Annotated in this window: 12 protein-coding genes and 2 pseudogenes; 6 read left to right on the forward strand and 8 right to left on the reverse strand. The window is 66.7% G+C overall.

Annotation, left to right across the window (positions count from 1 at the left end):
- A pseudogene (locus AC6RA4_RS03720) lies at nt 1-439 on the reverse strand (recombinase family protein); the annotation flags it as partial.
- Between the two features lie 322 nt (nt 440-761).
- On the opposite strand from AC6RA4_RS03720, the gene AC6RA4_RS03725 reads away from it, so the two are divergent.
- Together AC6RA4_RS03725 and AC6RA4_RS03730 are read left to right on the forward strand one after the other, a co-directional pair.
- Entirely contained in the window at nt 762-3,530 is a 2,769-nt protein-coding gene (locus AC6RA4_RS03725) for a Hint domain-containing protein (RefSeq protein WP_500157511.1), read from the forward strand.
- 166 nt (nt 3,531-3,696) lie between these two features.
- Nucleotides 3,697-3,942, forward strand: a pseudogene (locus AC6RA4_RS03730) (transposase); the annotation flags it as partial.
- Nucleotides 3,943-4,136: 194 nt separating this feature from the next.
- On the opposite strand, the gene AC6RA4_RS03735 reads toward AC6RA4_RS03730, so the two are convergent.
- Genes AC6RA4_RS03735 through AC6RA4_RS03755 form a run of 5 tightly spaced genes read right to left on the reverse strand, consistent with a single transcriptional unit; the run spans nt 4,137 to nt 7,176 of the window.
- Nucleotides 4,137-5,297: an energy transducer TonB family protein gene (locus tag AC6RA4_RS03735; protein ID WP_500157513.1), complete on the reverse strand. Its 1,161-nt coding sequence runs from the start codon at nt 5,295-5,297 to the stop codon at nt 4,137-4,139.
- Nucleotides 5,294-5,686, reverse strand: coding sequence for an ExbD/TolR family protein (locus AC6RA4_RS03740; protein ID WP_500157515.1), 393 nt, complete (start codon nt 5,684-5,686; stop codon nt 5,294-5,296). The genes AC6RA4_RS03735 and AC6RA4_RS03740 overlap by 4 nt, the downstream gene beginning before the upstream one ends.
- Entirely contained in the window at nt 5,686-6,075 is a 390-nt protein-coding gene (locus tag AC6RA4_RS03745) for a biopolymer transporter ExbD (RefSeq protein ID WP_500157517.1), read from the reverse strand. The genes AC6RA4_RS03740 and AC6RA4_RS03745 overlap by 1 nt, the downstream gene beginning before the upstream one ends.
- Entirely contained in the window at nt 6,068-6,736 is a 669-nt protein-coding gene (locus AC6RA4_RS03750) for a MotA/TolQ/ExbB proton channel family protein (protein WP_500157519.1), read from the reverse strand. The genes AC6RA4_RS03745 and AC6RA4_RS03750 overlap by 8 nt, the downstream gene beginning before the upstream one ends.
- A complete protein-coding gene (locus AC6RA4_RS03755) occupies nt 6,733-7,176 on the reverse strand; it encodes a hypothetical protein (protein ID WP_500157563.1) in 444 nt (147 codons plus the stop codon). The genes AC6RA4_RS03750 and AC6RA4_RS03755 overlap by 4 nt, the downstream gene beginning before the upstream one ends.
- 437 nt (nt 7,177-7,613) lie before the next feature.
- On the opposite strand from AC6RA4_RS03755, the gene AC6RA4_RS03760 reads away from it, so the two are divergent.
- Nucleotides 7,614-7,829, forward strand: coding sequence for a hypothetical protein (locus AC6RA4_RS03760; RefSeq protein ID WP_500157521.1), 216 nt, complete (start codon nt 7,614-7,616; stop codon nt 7,827-7,829).
- Between the two features lie 51 nt (nt 7,830-7,880).
- Here AC6RA4_RS03760 and AC6RA4_RS03765 read toward each other — a convergent pair whose 3' ends face one another.
- On the reverse strand, nt 7,881-8,525 hold the full coding sequence (locus AC6RA4_RS03765; protein ID WP_500157522.1) for a response regulator transcription factor: 645 nt from the start codon (nt 8,523-8,525) through the stop codon (nt 7,881-7,883).
- Nucleotides 8,522-9,943 (reverse strand): cache domain-containing protein, encoded by a 1,422-nt coding sequence (locus tag AC6RA4_RS03770; protein WP_500157524.1) that lies wholly within the window; start codon nt 9,941-9,943, stop codon nt 8,522-8,524. The genes AC6RA4_RS03765 and AC6RA4_RS03770 overlap by 4 nt, the downstream gene beginning before the upstream one ends.
- Before the next feature lie 231 nt (nt 9,944-10,174).
- Here AC6RA4_RS03770 and AC6RA4_RS03775 point away from each other — a divergent pair, with 231 nt between their 5' ends.
- The 3 genes from AC6RA4_RS03775 (at nt 10,175) to AC6RA4_RS03785 (ending at nt 14,703) form a co-directional block, all read left to right on the forward strand.
- Nucleotides 10,175-11,260 (forward strand): TRAP transporter substrate-binding protein, encoded by a 1,086-nt coding sequence (locus AC6RA4_RS03775; RefSeq protein ID WP_500157526.1) that lies wholly within the window; start codon nt 10,175-10,177, stop codon nt 11,258-11,260.
- Between the two features lie 144 nt (nt 11,261-11,404).
- Nucleotides 11,405-12,334, forward strand: a complete 930-nt coding sequence (locus AC6RA4_RS03780; protein ID WP_500157528.1) for a TRAP transporter small permease subunit — start codon at nt 11,405-11,407, stop codon at nt 12,332-12,334.
- Nucleotides 12,335-12,348: 14 nt separating this feature from the next.
- Entirely contained in the window at nt 12,349-14,703 is a 2,355-nt protein-coding gene (locus AC6RA4_RS03785; protein ID WP_500157530.1) for a TRAP transporter large permease subunit, read from the forward strand.
- The last annotated feature ends 20 nt before the right edge of the window (nt 14,704-14,723 follow it).

The raw sequence follows: 14,723 nt of genomic DNA on the forward strand, positions 1-14,723 counted from the left end.
ATAACCTGAAGGTCGTAGGTTCAAATCCTACTCCCGCAACCAGTTTTACCGAACTCGGATCGACATACCCCAGCCCCCAGGGCTGGGCCTGCTCGATCATCGCGCTCAGCGCCCCCTCAATCTCCAGCGTGATCCCCGTCGTCCCCGCGTCGTGATGCACCACAACGCGGTCGATCAGCCCGCGCAGCAGGTCTAGCGCCGGGACGCGGATCGCGTCGTCCTTCAGCGCCTCCGCCAACTCCGTGACCTTGCTCCGATAGAGCTCCGCCAGCTTCGGATGAAACCGCACCGCGCTCGGGGCAGGGGCCTCCAGCTTGCGCTCCAGCTCGGCCTTCTCGTCTTCCAGCCCCTGAAGCTTTTGCAGCAGCCCCGCTGTCCGAAACCCATCGGCGATGGCGTCATAGAGGCCTGCGAGTTTGCGCTCGACCTCCGCACACACGAGACTGTCTCGAGTTGAAGGCTGATGTCCGTGGCATGGACCCAGTGGCATCAAACGAGCCATCACACCGCACGCGCTGCAGCGACACCCGATTTCATCGCTGGGCTCTGGACCCGGGAACAGGCGCTCACGTTCCTGCGACCGAGCCCCGGAAAGCAACACACCCGGGCAAAATGCGTCTAGAGAGCGTTGAAGCGCTGCAAATTATTGACAAATTTACCCACCAGCGCGAGCGTTAACCGAAACCTCTCTCGCTTTTGGATAATGATCCTCGACCGAAGCTTTCGGCGGGGGCAATCCGGGCGGCTAGCCCAGTTAGACTATGGCAGAATATACCTTCATCGGATACGCACCGGGCGCGCTCGTCTCGCTTGGAGGCAGCGACTTCTGGCTCGATCCCGCCTGGGATGCGACCATCGATGGCTACACCTTCCAGATTACCGATGACGACGCCGATCTGTCTGGCGATAGCGGCAATGACGAGGTCGGCGACGACCCAAACCAGACCGCGGTCGTCACCGACGCGCTTGGCAACACGATTGCCAGCGGGCAAGTCTATGTCGAAGAGCAGTTCACCTATCTGGACCAGTATGGCGCGAGCCAGACGCTCTATTCCGTCGAGATCGCCGGGGTGCTGGTCGGCTATGTCTCCACGGCCGAGATCCAGCCGGGCGTCCGGCTCACCGGCACCTCCCAGGCGGATGCGACGCCGGTGTCCTATGCCAATCTCGCGTCGAACAGCTATTCGTCGAGCAATGCCAGCACGATCCAGGGCAGCAGCGGCGCCGACTCGATCGCGGCGGGGGCACAGGCCGACAGCATCGAAGGCGGCGATGGCGCCGATACGATCGATGGCGGCGCGGGCGACGACACCATCAATTACGGCCATGGCGGCGACTCTGTCTCGGGCGGCGACGGCAACGACCTGATCGACGACGAGCCCCTGGTCCAACTGAACGATGCCGACACGATCGACGGCGGCGCGGGCGACGACACGATCTACACCGGCGGCGGCGGCGATCTGATCTATGGCGGCAGCGGCTACGACGACATCTACGCCGAGGGCGGCAATGACACCGTCTATGCGGGCGACGGCGACGATCAGGTGTGGGGCGGCGATGGCGATGACCTGATCTATGGCGACGGGGGCACCGACATCCTCCTCGGCGAAGCCGGGAACGACACGATCTACGGCGGCGACGGAGGCGACCATCTGGCCGGCGGCGACGGGGACGATGTGCTCTACGGCGAGGCCGACGGGGATATCTTCTACTTCGGCGACAACTGGGGCAATGACACGGTCTGGGGCGGCTCGACCGTCACCACTGGCTCCGACAACGACGTTCTCAACTTCAGCTACCTGACCGCCAGCGGCGTCACCGTCACCTTTTCGGACTGGGAGGACGGCACCGCCACGGACGGCACCAACATCGTCACTTTCGACAATATCGAAAGCCTGGTCATGTCGAACCAGGCCGACAGCGTCGATGGAGCCGCGGATGGCTCAGGTCTCTCGATCGACATGGGCGGGGGCGATGACACCATCGGCGGCGGCTCCGGGGCGGATACGCTCTACGGTGGCGCTGGTGACGACACGATATGGGGCGCGGCGGGCGATGATTACATCGAAGGCGGCGACGGCAATGACACGCTCGAAGGGGCGGATGGCAACGACACGATCTGGGGCGGGGCCGGGCAGAACACGCTGATCGGCGATGCCGGTGAGGACGTGCTGATCGTCACGAGCACGGACGGGCAGACCTCGGCCTTCGGCGGCGAGGCCAGCTCCGACTGGGACACGCTGCAATTGTCCGGCGCGCCGGTCACGGTCACCTGGGGCGGCTGGGAGTATGGCAGCTTCAGCTACGATGGCGGGGCGACGACCCATATCTTCTACGAGATCGAATACGTCACCGGCACCAGCGGGGCCGACAGCTTCGATGCCAGCACCGCCGCCACGGGGGTGAATATCGCCGCAGGTGACGGAGCGGACACGGTCACCGGGTCGGCCCATGACGACAGCATCGCGGGGGATGGCGGCAACGACAGCGTGTCGGGCGGCGCTGGCGCCGACACGCTGGATGGCGGCAGCGGCGACGACATCCTGATCGGCGGGACCGGCGACGATCTCCTGACCCTCGGCACCGGCGCGGACACCGTCGTCATCGCTGATGGCGACGGCGCGGACACGATCTCCGATTTCGACCTGACCGACGATGGCAGCGGCTTCACCATCGACCAGCTGGACGTCAGCGGCATGACCGACGCGGACGGCGATCCGGTGCGGGTTTACGATGTCATCGTCAGCGACGATGGCTTCGGCAACGCGGTCCTGACGTTCCCCAGCGGCGACAGTGTCACGCTGACCGGGGTGACCCCTGCGCAGGTCAGTGCCAGCAACTCGATGTATTCCATGGGGGTGCCCTGTCTTGCCGAGGGCACGCTGATCGACACGCCCGACGGCGAGCGCCCCATCGAGACGCTCGCGCCGGGCGATGAGGTGTGCACCCGTGATGGCGCGCCGAAACCGGTGCTCTGGGTCGGGTCGCGCGATGTCACGCGGCAGGACATGCTCGACGATACGCGCCTCTTTCCGGTGATGATCGGGAAAGGGGCCTTAGGGAATCTGCGCCCGCTTCGGCTTTCGGCGCAGCATTGCCTCTGGGTGCCGGGGCACGAAGATAGCTCGCACGGCGGCGCATTGGTGCGCGCGCGGCATTTGTCACAGACAGATTGGGGCGGGGCGCGGATTATGCGCGGCTGTCGCGGGATCCGCTACTTTCATGTGCTGCTGCCGGAGCACGCCCTGATCAATGCCGACGGCGCTTGGGTCGAGAGCTTCTGGCCCGGGCCGAACGGCTTTGCGGCGCTGGATCCGTGTCGGCGCGGGGACCTCCTCGGTGCCCATCCCGACCTGGCCCGGGGGCTCCTCGGCCTCGCGCCGGTCGAGAGGGCCTATGGCCCGAAAGTGCGTCCTGTCGTGAAACCCTGCGCGGTCACCGAGGCGAGCTGCAAGGACTGGTCGGCGCGCTTGCGCCAGACGCGTAGGCGGAATGCCCGCATCCAAGCTGCAGACCTGCCTTGTGAATGAGGGACCGCAAAGGGGGGCAGGTCAGCCAGGATGTGACGCAAGCCGCAAATTGATCGAAAATTCGGTGCCATTGCCTACGGCCTTCTCGCGCTCATAGCAACTGACCCGCTCCCCTGAAAAGTCCGCGGTTTGAAGTTAGCCTGTTCTCCATACGAGGAGACAAACGATGCGGAAGAGGCGTTTCAGCGAAGAGCAGATCATATCCATCCTGAGGGAGCACCAAGCCGGCATAAGCGCCAAGGAGCTTTGCCGGAAGCATGGCATTAGCGATGGCGCGTTCCGTTCGAAGTATGGCGGCATGGAAGTGTCGGAGGCCAAGCGACTGAAGGCGCTCGAAGCCGAGGACGCGAAGCTCAAGAAGATGCTTGCAGAGCACATGCTTGACGTGGCCACGCTCAAGGAGATGCTGGGAATGGAGGCAGGGGAACGCCACCGGTCCGAGAGAGCCTGCCGACCCTTCTGAAGCCCGATGCACGGCGGAGAGCCGTGGACTGGGCCATGACCGAGAAAAGTTACAAGCTGCGGCGGGCTCGTGCTCTGGCCGGGATTGATCCGTGCGCCATCGACGACAACTCCGCAGCGACATCGCGGCAGGGCAGGGAGACGTTATCTCGCCTTGATCTGGATCGAGTAATTCCGCTGAGCCCCTGCCGGCGGTTTGGGGAAGGGGGCGGCACGGCGGACGACTTGCAGTGCCGCTTTGTCGAGCGCCGGGGAGCCGGAGCTGCGTGCCAGCGTCAGCCCTGACAGACCGCCGCTGCCGGCGATGCTGAAAGCCACCACCGCCGCGCCGCGAGCGTTCATGCGTGGGCGCGGCACGCGGCTGAGCTTGCGCATGACCTGACCGGGGTAGTTGCTCGCTGCCGCATTGCCGGCCTCCTTCGCGGCGCCGCCGGCTCCGCTGCGGGTGGCGGTGGCGCTCTCGCTGCCCTTGGCCTGACCGGCGCGGGCGGTCTGGGCCGCATTGCCCTGCGGGGCGGGCTGCGCCTGCCGGGTCGGTTGCTGCTCCTTTCGGACCTCGCGCCTTGGCGCCGGTTCCGGCGCCGGCTGGGTCTTGCGCTGGGGGGCGGGGCGCAGGGTGTCGGGGCGCTGTATCGGGCGCAGCGAGCTGGTGAGCGCAGTCTCTGGCACCTCCTCGGAAATCTCCTCGGAGGCGTCCTCCTCCGCAACCTCCTGCGGCTCCTCGACCGGGGCGATCGCTTCGGTGGTCTCGACCGGTGGCGTGGTCTCGGGCGCTTCGGATGGCGCGGCCTCCGTCGCCTCGGGGGCGACGGGCTCGGGCTCGAGCATCTCGGGGGGCTCGGCCGGGTCCGGCTCGGGTGGAGCGAGGGCGGCGATGACATCGGGCGCGGGCGGCGCAGTGAGCGCGGCCACGGGGGCTGCGGCGACGGGCTCTGCCGGCAACGCCTCGACGGTTTCGGCCTCTGGCACCGCCGGGCTCGGCCGCACCGGTTCGGCCTGCGGCGCGGGATCTGCGTCTGTCACTGGCTCGGCCTCTGGCACCGGGGCGGTCTCGGGCGGGGTCTCTGCGGGCAGGGCCGCCTGTTCGACCGGTTCTGCCTCGATCGGCTCATCCGGCGGCAGCGCGCTCAGCGTGCCGGCGGCCATGTCCGCGAAGCTCGAGCCGAGCCGCGCCTCGGCGGCGCCGCCACTGCCCTCGATCAGCACCTCGGGAGGCTCGGACATCAGCGCCAGCGCCAGCGCGCCGTGAGCGCTGCCTGCGAGCAGAACGGCGACGAGCTTGGCGGTGCGGGAACTCGCGATCATTGCTCCAGCCCCTGTTCGCTGACGATCATCACGCGCTGCGCGCCACCGGCCCGCAGGCTGCGCGCCAGCGCCACCAGCTCGGCGGCGGGCAGGGCGCGGTCGGGCACGAGGCGCACGGTCTCGAGCGCTGCCTCATCGAGAGCGGCGAGAAAGCTCTCGGCGCTGGCCACGTCGCTGCCGGCATGGCTGAGCCGACCGTCGGGATGCACGACGAGCGCATCCGGCGGAGGCGTGCTGCCCTCGAGGTCGCTTGTGCTGACCAGCTTGAGCGCCGGGTCGAGCGGCTGCGCCAGCGTGCCGGCGACCAGGAAGAAAATCAGCATCAGAAAGACGATGTTGATCAGCGCGATGGTCGGCTCGCGCTCGGTCTTGGGACGGCGGGCGCGCATCACGAGGCTCCCAGAATGGTCGGCGAGATGCCGGGCACGCCGCGCAGCACGACCAACAGGTCGGTCAGGCGCTGAGCGTTCACCTCGGGCCGCATCGACACCAGCAGCTGACGGCTTTCCTCGCCGTCGCCACGGGCGTCGGCAAGCGCCGCGGCCAGCGCGTCGAGCGGCAGTTCGACATTGTTGAGCTGCGCGGTCTCGGCCCCGAGCCTCAGGAAGAGCGGCGCCTGGCTCGGCGCCTGCGCGGGTGTGCCGGAACCGGCGGCGGTCAGCTCGACCTCGGAGAAATGGGTGAAGGTCGAACTCAGCATGAAGAACAGCAGCAGCAGGAAGATGACGTCGATCAGCGACGTCATCGACAGCCTGCGTCTGCGCCGGGCTTTACGCATGGGCGAGCGCCCCCTCCGGGGTGGCGGCGGCGCCGTCGCTCAGGCCCGAGGGCGACTGGATGCTGCGCAGGGCCTTCTCGGCGAGCACGCGTTCGGCCTCCATGCGAGTTTCGAGCCAGCTCAGCACCACCGAGGTCGGCATCGCGACGGCAAGGCCCACGGCGGTGGTCAGCAGCGCCACCCAGATGCCGCCGGCGAGGATCGAGGGGTCGACCTGCGAGCCCGCGTCCTGCAGCGCCTGAAACGCCGAGATCATCCCCAGAACGGTGCCGAAGAGGCCCAGCAGCGGCGACAGCTGCGCCACCGAATCGAGGAAGCGGAAGCCGCGCTCGAGCTTGGCGAAGCGGGTCTCGGCCTCGGCATCGAGCCGCGCGGTGTCGCAACGCCCGGTCAGCGCCAGCTCGATCACCGGCTTGAGGTAGCTCTTGGACCGCGCCAGCTCGCTGCGGGCGCGGGCTGTGTCGCCGGCATCCCAGGCCGCCACCGCGTGGCGCAGCGCCTTGTGGCGCCCGACACCCGCGGCGCGGAACTGCCAGAGTTTGTAGAGGATCACCGCCAGCGTCACGATCGAGAGCACGATCAGCAGGAGAACGACCGGGCCGCCCAGATCGGCGATTTCGACGACCAGCGCGCCGAGAGAGGTGAAAAGCTCGTTGATCATCCCATCATCTCCACGTCGGTGCGGCTGCTGAGAGAGAGCCCCTCGATGCAGGCCGAGGCGCCGAGCTCACCGGCTTCGCAGGTGCTGGCGCCGTTGATCAGGATCTGCCCGAGCGCGTCGCATTGCAGGCCGGGCACCACGAACTGGCGCAGCCGCGGCTTGCCGGCGGGCAGGGCGCCGAAATCGAACAGGGTCAGGCGGTCGACCTGGCCGCCGGCGTCAAAGAGCACGGTCTCGTAGACCGCCTTGTCGATATCACCGCTGAGGCCGTTGCGGGCGAGAAAGCTGAGCTTGCACCCGGCCTCGACCTGCTCTTGCGCATTGAGCTCGACCGTAAGACCAGCCTCCTGCGCGGCAAGCGGGGAAGCAAGGGCGAGCGCCGCGGCAAGCGGCACGGCAAGGATAGGGCGGGGTAGGGCAGAAAGCACCGGCGACTCCATCAGAAACACGACATGCAGGGTCCAGCTGGCAGTGCCGGTCCTTGGCACGAGCTTGCCGCCATTTGCCGCCGAGAGTCACCACAAAGCAAGGTGGAAGACAATACCTTATTAACTTTATCAACTATTCGGGCGTGGGGCCGCGGGCGGCTCGGCGATCAAAGGGTCAGAGGGTGGCGCGGGCGAGAGCTCTCGTCATGCGTGTGTGGTCGAGCATCGCGGCCGCACGGCTTGAAGGCCCGTGTCTCAGGGTGCCGCGGAGGTCATCCGGCCCGGCCGGGCGCGCGATGTGAGGGCGTCCGGCTCCGCCCCTGCGGCGCTGCCCGGCAAGGGCGACCCAGTGTCGCGGTCACGGCTCCGCGCGGCTTCGTGAGTTGCGTGAAACACAATATCTCGCCATGCTGAACGAAGCGGTTCAATTTCGCCGAAGGGAGAGTGACATGGCATTCTATTGTGCTAACCGCCTGAACTCGGGTCGTGATTTCACGATGATCCGTGCCGGCGTTCTGGTGGCGCTGCTGGCGCTCGCGCATCTGATGGGCAGCCTCAAGATCGACGAGGGCGAGATCGCGCGCGACGTGCAGGCTCACCCGCACGTGATCCCGGCCATCGCCACATCGGACGCCGCCGACACAAAGGCCGGCCCGCTGATCTGATCCGCGATCAATGATCCGTCGGGCCGCAGCCGGCTGGCCCGCCGTCCTGTCTTAGACGTTTACCCCGGTGCCCTGCAGCACGCCATGCTCGAGCGCATAGCGCGTGAGACCGGCGGTCGAGCTGATCCCGAGCTTGCGCTTGATGTTCTTGCGGTGGGTCTCGACCGTGCGGACCGAGATATCCAGCGCCTGTGCCACTTCCTTGTTCGACTTGCCCTGCGCCAGCTGCAGCAGCACCGTCTGCTCGCGGTTGGTGAGCTGTTCGCGGCCCCCCGACATCACGGGGCGCAGAGCGCCCTCGGCGCCGGTGCAGAGGTAGCGCTCGCCGGCCATCACCGTGTCGATGGCGCGCTTGACCTCTTCGGTGGGCACGTCCTTGAGCACGTAGCCCATGGCGCCATGCCCCAGCGCGGTCGAGATGTATTCCGGCGTGTCGTGCATCGACAGCACCAGAATCCGGGTCTCGGGGCGGCGCTCAAGGATCATCTCGGTGGCCGAGAGCCCGTTCAGACCGGGCATGTTGAGATCCATCAGGATGACATCGGGGGCCAGCGCCTCGAGCTTGTCGATGATCTCCTGCCCGCCCGACAGCGTCGCCGCGACCTCGATATCGTCATAGCTCTCGAGGATCGCCTCGATCCCCTCCGCCACGAGCGGGTGGTCGTCGACGATGACAACACGGGTGGGACGGGTCATGCGCGTGCCCTCGGCGGATTGGCCGCGCCCTCTTCGGGCGGCAGCAAGTGGGACAGGGGAATTTGCGCTTCGATAACCGTGCCCGAGCGCGAGGACAAGACGCGCAGGGTGCCGCCAAGCTGATCCATGCGCTCCTGCATGTTGCGCAGCCCGATTCCCGGGCGTCCGACGGTGCTCTCAGGCGCGATGCCGCAGCCATTGTCGGAGACCCGCAGCGTGGCACCCCGGCGGTGGCCGCGCAGGTCCATCTCGACCCGGCTGGCGCCGGAATGGCGTTCGATATTGGTCAGGGCCTCCTGCGCGATGCGGTACAGCGCGATGCGGCCTTCCTGGTCGATGCGGTTGCGGAACACCACGGTCTCGAAGCTGGTCTCGATGCCGGTGCGGGTGTGGAAATCCTGCGTCAGCGCCTTCAGCGCGGGGCCGAGGCCGAGATCGTCGAGCATGCCGGGGCGCAGGTCGCGGCTGATCCGGCGCACCTCCTGGATCGCGCCAGAGAGGTTCTCCTGCCCGCGCTCCAGCGCCTGCTCGGCGCGGTCGTCGCCGGTGGCGAGCCGCCGCCTTGCGATGTCGAGCGCGTATTTCACCCCGACGAGGATCTGGCTGATGCCGTCATGTAGCTCGCGCGCCACCCGGCCGCGCTCTTCCTCCTGCGCATCGAACACCCGCTGGGTCAGCTCCTTGAGCTTGGCATCCGCCAGCCGCCGCTCGCGCAGGTTCATCATCAGCCCCGACAGGAACACGGTGAGCAGCGCGACCAGCGTGATGCCCCCGATATAGAGGAAGGTGCTCTGTACCCGTGCCTCGACCCCGGCCCGCGCCAGCGCCACCTCCTCGACGATGTCGTCGATCCAGACCCCGGTGCCGACCGCCCATTGCCAGTCCTGGAAGCCGAGCACGAAGGTGATCATCCGCGCCTCCTCGCCGGTCGAGGGCTTGGGCCAGAGATAGGTGTGATAGCCCGAGCCCTGCCGGGCGATCTCGATCAGCCGGTCGGTGATCGGGGTGCCCTCGCTGTCGGTCAGGCCCGACCAGTCCTTGCCGATCATCGAGGTGCGGCGCGGCGAGACCAGATTGGTGCCGTCGTAATCGTAGACGAAGAATGAGCCGTCCTCGCCATAGATCATCGCCGCGAGGATCTGGGCGACGCGGGTCTTGGCCTCTTCATCATCGGGGCGGGCGACGCCGTAGATGAAATAGAACCCGTTGCGCGCCTGCGTGACGTAGTTGCGCAGCTCCTGCTTCTTGGTCTCGATGAGCTGGTCTTCGAGGGCGCGGATCTCGCGCTCGGCCACGGCGCGCGACTGCCACGCCACCACCGCCGCGATCGCCGCAGCGGCGAGGATCAGCGGCACGGAGGCGAGCAGGAACAGTTTCTGTCCGTAGCTTGGTCGCAGGCGGTCGAGAATCGCGGGCATGGCTTTCGATAGACGGTGATTCGGGTCTGATCAAACCACGAAAGCGCGGGCTTCCCCAACGGTACGGCGTTTCAAACCCGCTGTTTTACAGGGCTTTTGCGCAAGAATGCTGCCGTTCTCCGTAGCAATGGGTATTTTCGCGGGGGTTTTCACGATCTAGTGTGACGCCACTTCACGATCCGCGCGGCCCCGGAGGAGCGGGGCGCGCAACAATACCATGGGAGGATATTCATGGATCGTCGTTCCTTTCTGAGGGCCACCACTGCCGGTGGCGCTGCCGCTGCCGCGACCGCACTTGCCGCTCCGGCCATCGCCCAGGGCAAGCGTACCCTCACCCTCGTGACCACCTGGGGCCGCGGCCTCGCCGGCGTTCACGACAGCGCACAGTACTGTGCCGACCAGATCACCGCCGCCACCGATGGCGAGCTGACCGTCGAGCTGAAGGCCGCCGGTGAACTCGTCGGCGCCTTCGAGGTGTTCGACGCGGTCTCCGCCGGTCAGGCCGACATGTACCACGGCGTGGATTACTACTTCCTCGGCCAGCATCCGGCGCTGAGCTTCTTCAGCCAGGTGCCGTTCGGCATGAACTTCATGGAATACGCCAACTGGTTCTACCACGATGGCGGCCGCGAGCTCTGCGACGAGCTCTATTCGATCTTCGGCCTCAAGGCCTTCCCGGCCGGCAACACCGGCCCGCAGTCGGGTGGCTGGTTCTCGAAAGAGATCGGCTCGCCGGAAGACTTCCAGGGCCTCAAGTTCCGCATGCCGGGCCAAGGCGGCCAGGTGCTGGGCAAGCTCGGCGCCTCGGTGCAGAACCTGCCGGGCGCGGAAGTGTACCAGGCGCTGTCCTCGGGCGCGATCGACGGCACCGAGTGGATCGGTCCGTGGGCCGACGAGAAGGCCGGCTTCCAGGAGATCACCAAGATCTACTACACCGCAGGCTTCCACGAGCCGGGTCCGAACCTGAACCTGACGATGAACCTCGAGGTCTTCGAGAGCCTGACCCCGGGTCAGCAGAACATCGTGAGCCAGGTCGCGCGCGCGTCCAACCTCTGGACCATGTCGCTGTTCATGGCCAACAACTCGGCCGCGCTGCAGCGTCTGCAGTCCGGTGGCGTCACCCTGATGGAATTCCCCGACAGCGTCTGGGATGCCTTCGGCGCCGCCGCGAAAGAGGTCATGGACGAGCCCATGGGCGACGAGCTCTACAAGAAGGCCTACGACAGCTACATGGCCTCGCTGCAAAGCTCGGCCAACTGGGGCAGCCGCTCGGAAGGCGCGTTCTCGGCCCAGCGTAACCGCGTCATGGGTCTCTGAGACCACGCTAGAGCAAGATCGGCGCTCCCGCTTCAGGCGGGGGCGTCATCGCTTTTTCGCAAAGCACCTGCGCCGCAGCGCTCCCCGGGACGGAGCCGCGGCCCGCAGGACGGAACACACCGCAGATAAACAGGGGCACAGGTCATGGAAGAGGCGGCCACCGGCGGAGCGTTCAGTGCAATCCTGAACGGCTTGGGCTGGTTTTTCGGCAATATAGCCATGTCCTTCTACAACCTCGGCTACGCTCTGACGCACCCGTCGAGCTGGCTGGGCTGGTCGGACAACGAAGCGATCATGCGGTTCGTCTATTACGGCGCATCGGTCGAGTTCTTCTTCGTCATTCTCACCACATTCCTCGTGCTGACCGCGATCGGCATCTGGCGCCACAGCTTCATGTGGGGGCTGGTGCGCGGCTGCGAGGCCTTCGGCAACACCGTCGGCCGCATCGCCGCGTGGGCAGGCCTGATCATGGTGCTGCAGCAGGTGATCATCATCTTCGTGCAGCGCATCTTCGCGCGGCCCGACATCACCTTCGGCTTCGGCGTGCCGGTGACCTTCGACGTCAGCTGGTGGTCAGAAGAGCTCAAGCTCTACAACGCCATCGTGGTGACGCTCTGCCTTGCCTACACCTTCATCCAGGGCGGGCATGTGCGGGTCGACCTGATCTATTCGCCGGTCAAGTACCGCACCAAGAAGATCATCGACATGTTCGGCAGCCTGTTCTTCATGATGCCGATGGCCACGCTGATGTGGCTTTATTCGTGGTTCTTCCTGTGGCGCCACTTGATCGTGCCCAAGCCCTCGGCCTCCGAGACCCTCGACCGCCTCGTGATGAAGGCCCGCGCGCTGCGCTGGAACGTCGAGACCATCGCCTTCAGCCCGAACGGGTTCTCGGCCTATTTCCTCTTCAAGATCCTCATCGTCGCGATGTGCGCCTTCATCTTCCTGCAGGCCGCGACGTTCTTCTGGCGTTCCTACCTCGAGTGGAAGGAAGGCCCGGAGAGCGAGGGCAAGTACCACGATCACGACCGGGTCGAGCCAGGCGAAGAAGCCTACGACCACGCCGAATTCTGAGAGGGACACAGTAAATGCTATTCGGACTCGATGGCGTCGAGATCGGCCTGATCATCGTCTTTCTCACGCTCTTCTCCGCGATCCTCTCGGGCTTTCCGGTGGCCTTTGCCATCGGTGGCGCGGGGGTGATCTCGTTCTTCATCATCGCGGCGCTCGACAGCGCCGGCCTGCTCGTGCACCAGGCCATCGACAGCGGCTCGGATGCCTACCGGGCGCTGGTCGCCTCGGGCGTGCGCGAGGACACGATCTCGATCTTCCGCTACCCCGACCTGCCACGCTACGCGATGCCGGTCTTTGATCGGGGCTGGGAGGTCGCGCTCGACCGCAACGTGTCGTTCATCGTCAACCGCATCAACGAGCGCGTCATCGCCGGCGCCAGCATCGAGACGCTGCTCGCGGTGCTGATGTTCGTGATGATGGGCATCGTGCTCGAGCGTTCGAAGATCGCCGACGACCTGCTCAAGACCATGGCGCGCGTCTTCGGCCCGCTGCCGGGCGGTCTGGCTGTGTCGATCGTCGTGGTGGGGGCCTTCCTGGCCGCCTCCACCGGCATCGTCGGCGCCACCGTGGTCACCATGGGCCTGCTGGCCCTGCCGACCATGCTGCGCAACAACTACTCGCCCGAGCTCGCCACCGGCGTCATCGCCGCCTCCGGCACGCTGGGGCAGATCATCCCGCCCTCGATCGTCATCGTGCTTCTGGGCACCCTGGCGGGCGATCTCTACTCGACCGCCCAGGAAGCCCGCGCGCAATCCATGGGCTGCACCGACGCGCTGACCTATCTCGGCGAGCCCGCCGTGGTCTCGGTCGGCACGCTGTTCCAGGCGGCGCTGCTGCCGGGCATCCTGCTGGCCGGCCTCTACGCGCTCTACGCCTTCGGCTTCGCGATGCTGAACCCCTCCAAGGCACCGCCGGTGCATGGCGAGGCAAGCCTCGGCGAGCCGGTGACCCGCGGCGAGGCCTTCACGTGGTATCTCGGTGCGCCGCTGCTGCTGATCGTGGCGACCATCGGCTTCAGCCAGATCAACGTTGTGGGCAGCCAGTCGACCATCGTGTCGAGCTTCTCCGAGGCCGGCCAGACCGCCAGCCTGCGCACCAATGTCGGTGAGCAGTGCCAGGCGGCGATGATCGAGCTGCACGGCCAGAGCGCCTGGGATCAGGCGGTTGCCGAACAGGCTGAGATCGAGGCCGCGGGCGGCGTCGACACCGGTCACCGCCTCTCGGAAGAGGAGCTGGCCGCCGCCACCGCCGCCAAGATCGCGGGCGCCGCCCCGATCGGCACCGGCATCGCGATCCTGACCGTGCTGCTCGGCATCACCCTGGCCTGGGGCCGGGCGGTGTCGCCCAGCTCCGAGCCGCTGCCGCTGCTGATCGGCGCCGCCGGTCTGGCGCTGGGGCTCGTGGTGGATGCGCTGTTCATCTCGCCCACCACCTCGGCGGGCACCACGGTGGTGCTGATGGCGGTGCCGTGGCTGCTGGCGCTCTACGGCTGCAAGCACGCCGCACAGCGCCTGTCGCAGAACGAGCTGATCCGGGTGGTGTTCCCGCCGCTGGTGCTCATCGTGGCGGTGCTGGGCTCGATCCTGGGCGGCATCACCAACCCGACGCCCGCCGCGGCGCTCGGCGCGGCCGGTGCCATCATGCTCGCGGCCTACCGCAAGCTGCGCGAGGACGACCGCTCGCCCAAGGTGATACTGTGGTCGACCTTCGCGGTGATCATCATGATCCTCGTCGGCACCAATTTCGACCTGCGGGTGAACGCGGAAGAGGTCAGCGCCGAGAGCTGGATTGCCTTCCTCGTGGCCCAGGCCGCCTATCTCTACGCGCTCTTCGGGCTGTTCTTCGCCTGCTGGGTGCTGTTCAAGGCAGGCGTGCTCGGACCGGCGGTGCGCGAGACCGCGAAGGTCACCTCGATGGTGTTCACCATCCTCGTGGCCTCGCAGCTGCTCAACCTCGTGGTGATCTCCTTCGGGGGCGAGCACTACATCCAGCAGTTCCTGCAGAGCTTTGACAACGAGCACAAGGTGTTCCTCGTGGTGATGCTGGTGCTGTTCGTCCTGGGCTTCGTGCTGGACTTCCTCGAGATCATCTACATCGTGGTGCCCATCGTCGGCCCGGTGATCTATGGCGGCTCCTTCGATCCCAAGTGGGTGACCATCATGATCGCGGTGAACCTGCAGACCTCGTTCCTGACGCCGCCCTTCGGCTTCGCGCTGTTCTATCTGCGCGGCGTGGCCCCGGCGAGCGTGACCACCGGCCACATCTATCGCGGGGTGCTGCCCTTCGTGCTGATCCAGGTGGCGGGGCTTGCGCTCCTGTGGTTCCTGCCGGGCATCGTGACCATCGTTCCGGACCTGATCCCGAACTGATCACTTCACGCCACCGACAA

This window comes from Salipiger sp., assembly GCF_059781815.1.

Coding starts and splice junctions, on each gene's coding strand:
- AC6RA4_RS03745 (WP_500157517.1), bottom strand. CDS start 6,075: ATGCGTAAAGCCCGGCGCAGACGCAGGCTGTCGATGACGTCGCTGATC.
- AC6RA4_RS03755 (WP_500157563.1), bottom strand. CDS start 7,176: ATGGAGTCGCCGGTGCTTTCTGCCCTACCCCGCCCTATCCTTGCCGTG.
- AC6RA4_RS03735 (WP_500157513.1), bottom strand. CDS start 5,297: ATGATCGCGAGTTCCCGCACCGCCAAGCTCGTCGCCGTTCTGCTCGCA.
- AC6RA4_RS03785 (WP_500157530.1), top strand. CDS start 12,349: ATGCTATTCGGACTCGATGGCGTCGAGATCGGCCTGATCATCGTCTTT.
- AC6RA4_RS03770 (WP_500157524.1), bottom strand. CDS start 9,943: ATGCCCGCGATTCTCGACCGCCTGCGACCAAGCTACGGACAGAAACTG.
- AC6RA4_RS03740 (WP_500157515.1), bottom strand. CDS start 5,686: ATGCGCGCCCGCCGTCCCAAGACCGAGCGCGAGCCGACCATCGCGCTG.
- AC6RA4_RS03725 (WP_500157511.1), top strand. CDS start 762: ATGGCAGAATATACCTTCATCGGATACGCACCGGGCGCGCTCGTCTCG.
- AC6RA4_RS03750 (WP_500157519.1), bottom strand. CDS start 6,736: ATGATCAACGAGCTTTTCACCTCTCTCGGCGCGCTGGTCGTCGAAATC.
- AC6RA4_RS03765 (WP_500157522.1), bottom strand. CDS start 8,525: ATGACCCGTCCCACCCGTGTTGTCATCGTCGACGACCACCCGCTCGTG.
- AC6RA4_RS03760 (WP_500157521.1), top strand. CDS start 7,614: ATGGCATTCTATTGTGCTAACCGCCTGAACTCGGGTCGTGATTTCACG.
- AC6RA4_RS03780 (WP_500157528.1), top strand. CDS start 11,405: ATGGAAGAGGCGGCCACCGGCGGAGCGTTCAGTGCAATCCTGAACGGC.
- AC6RA4_RS03775 (WP_500157526.1), top strand. CDS start 10,175: ATGGATCGTCGTTCCTTTCTGAGGGCCACCACTGCCGGTGGCGCTGCC.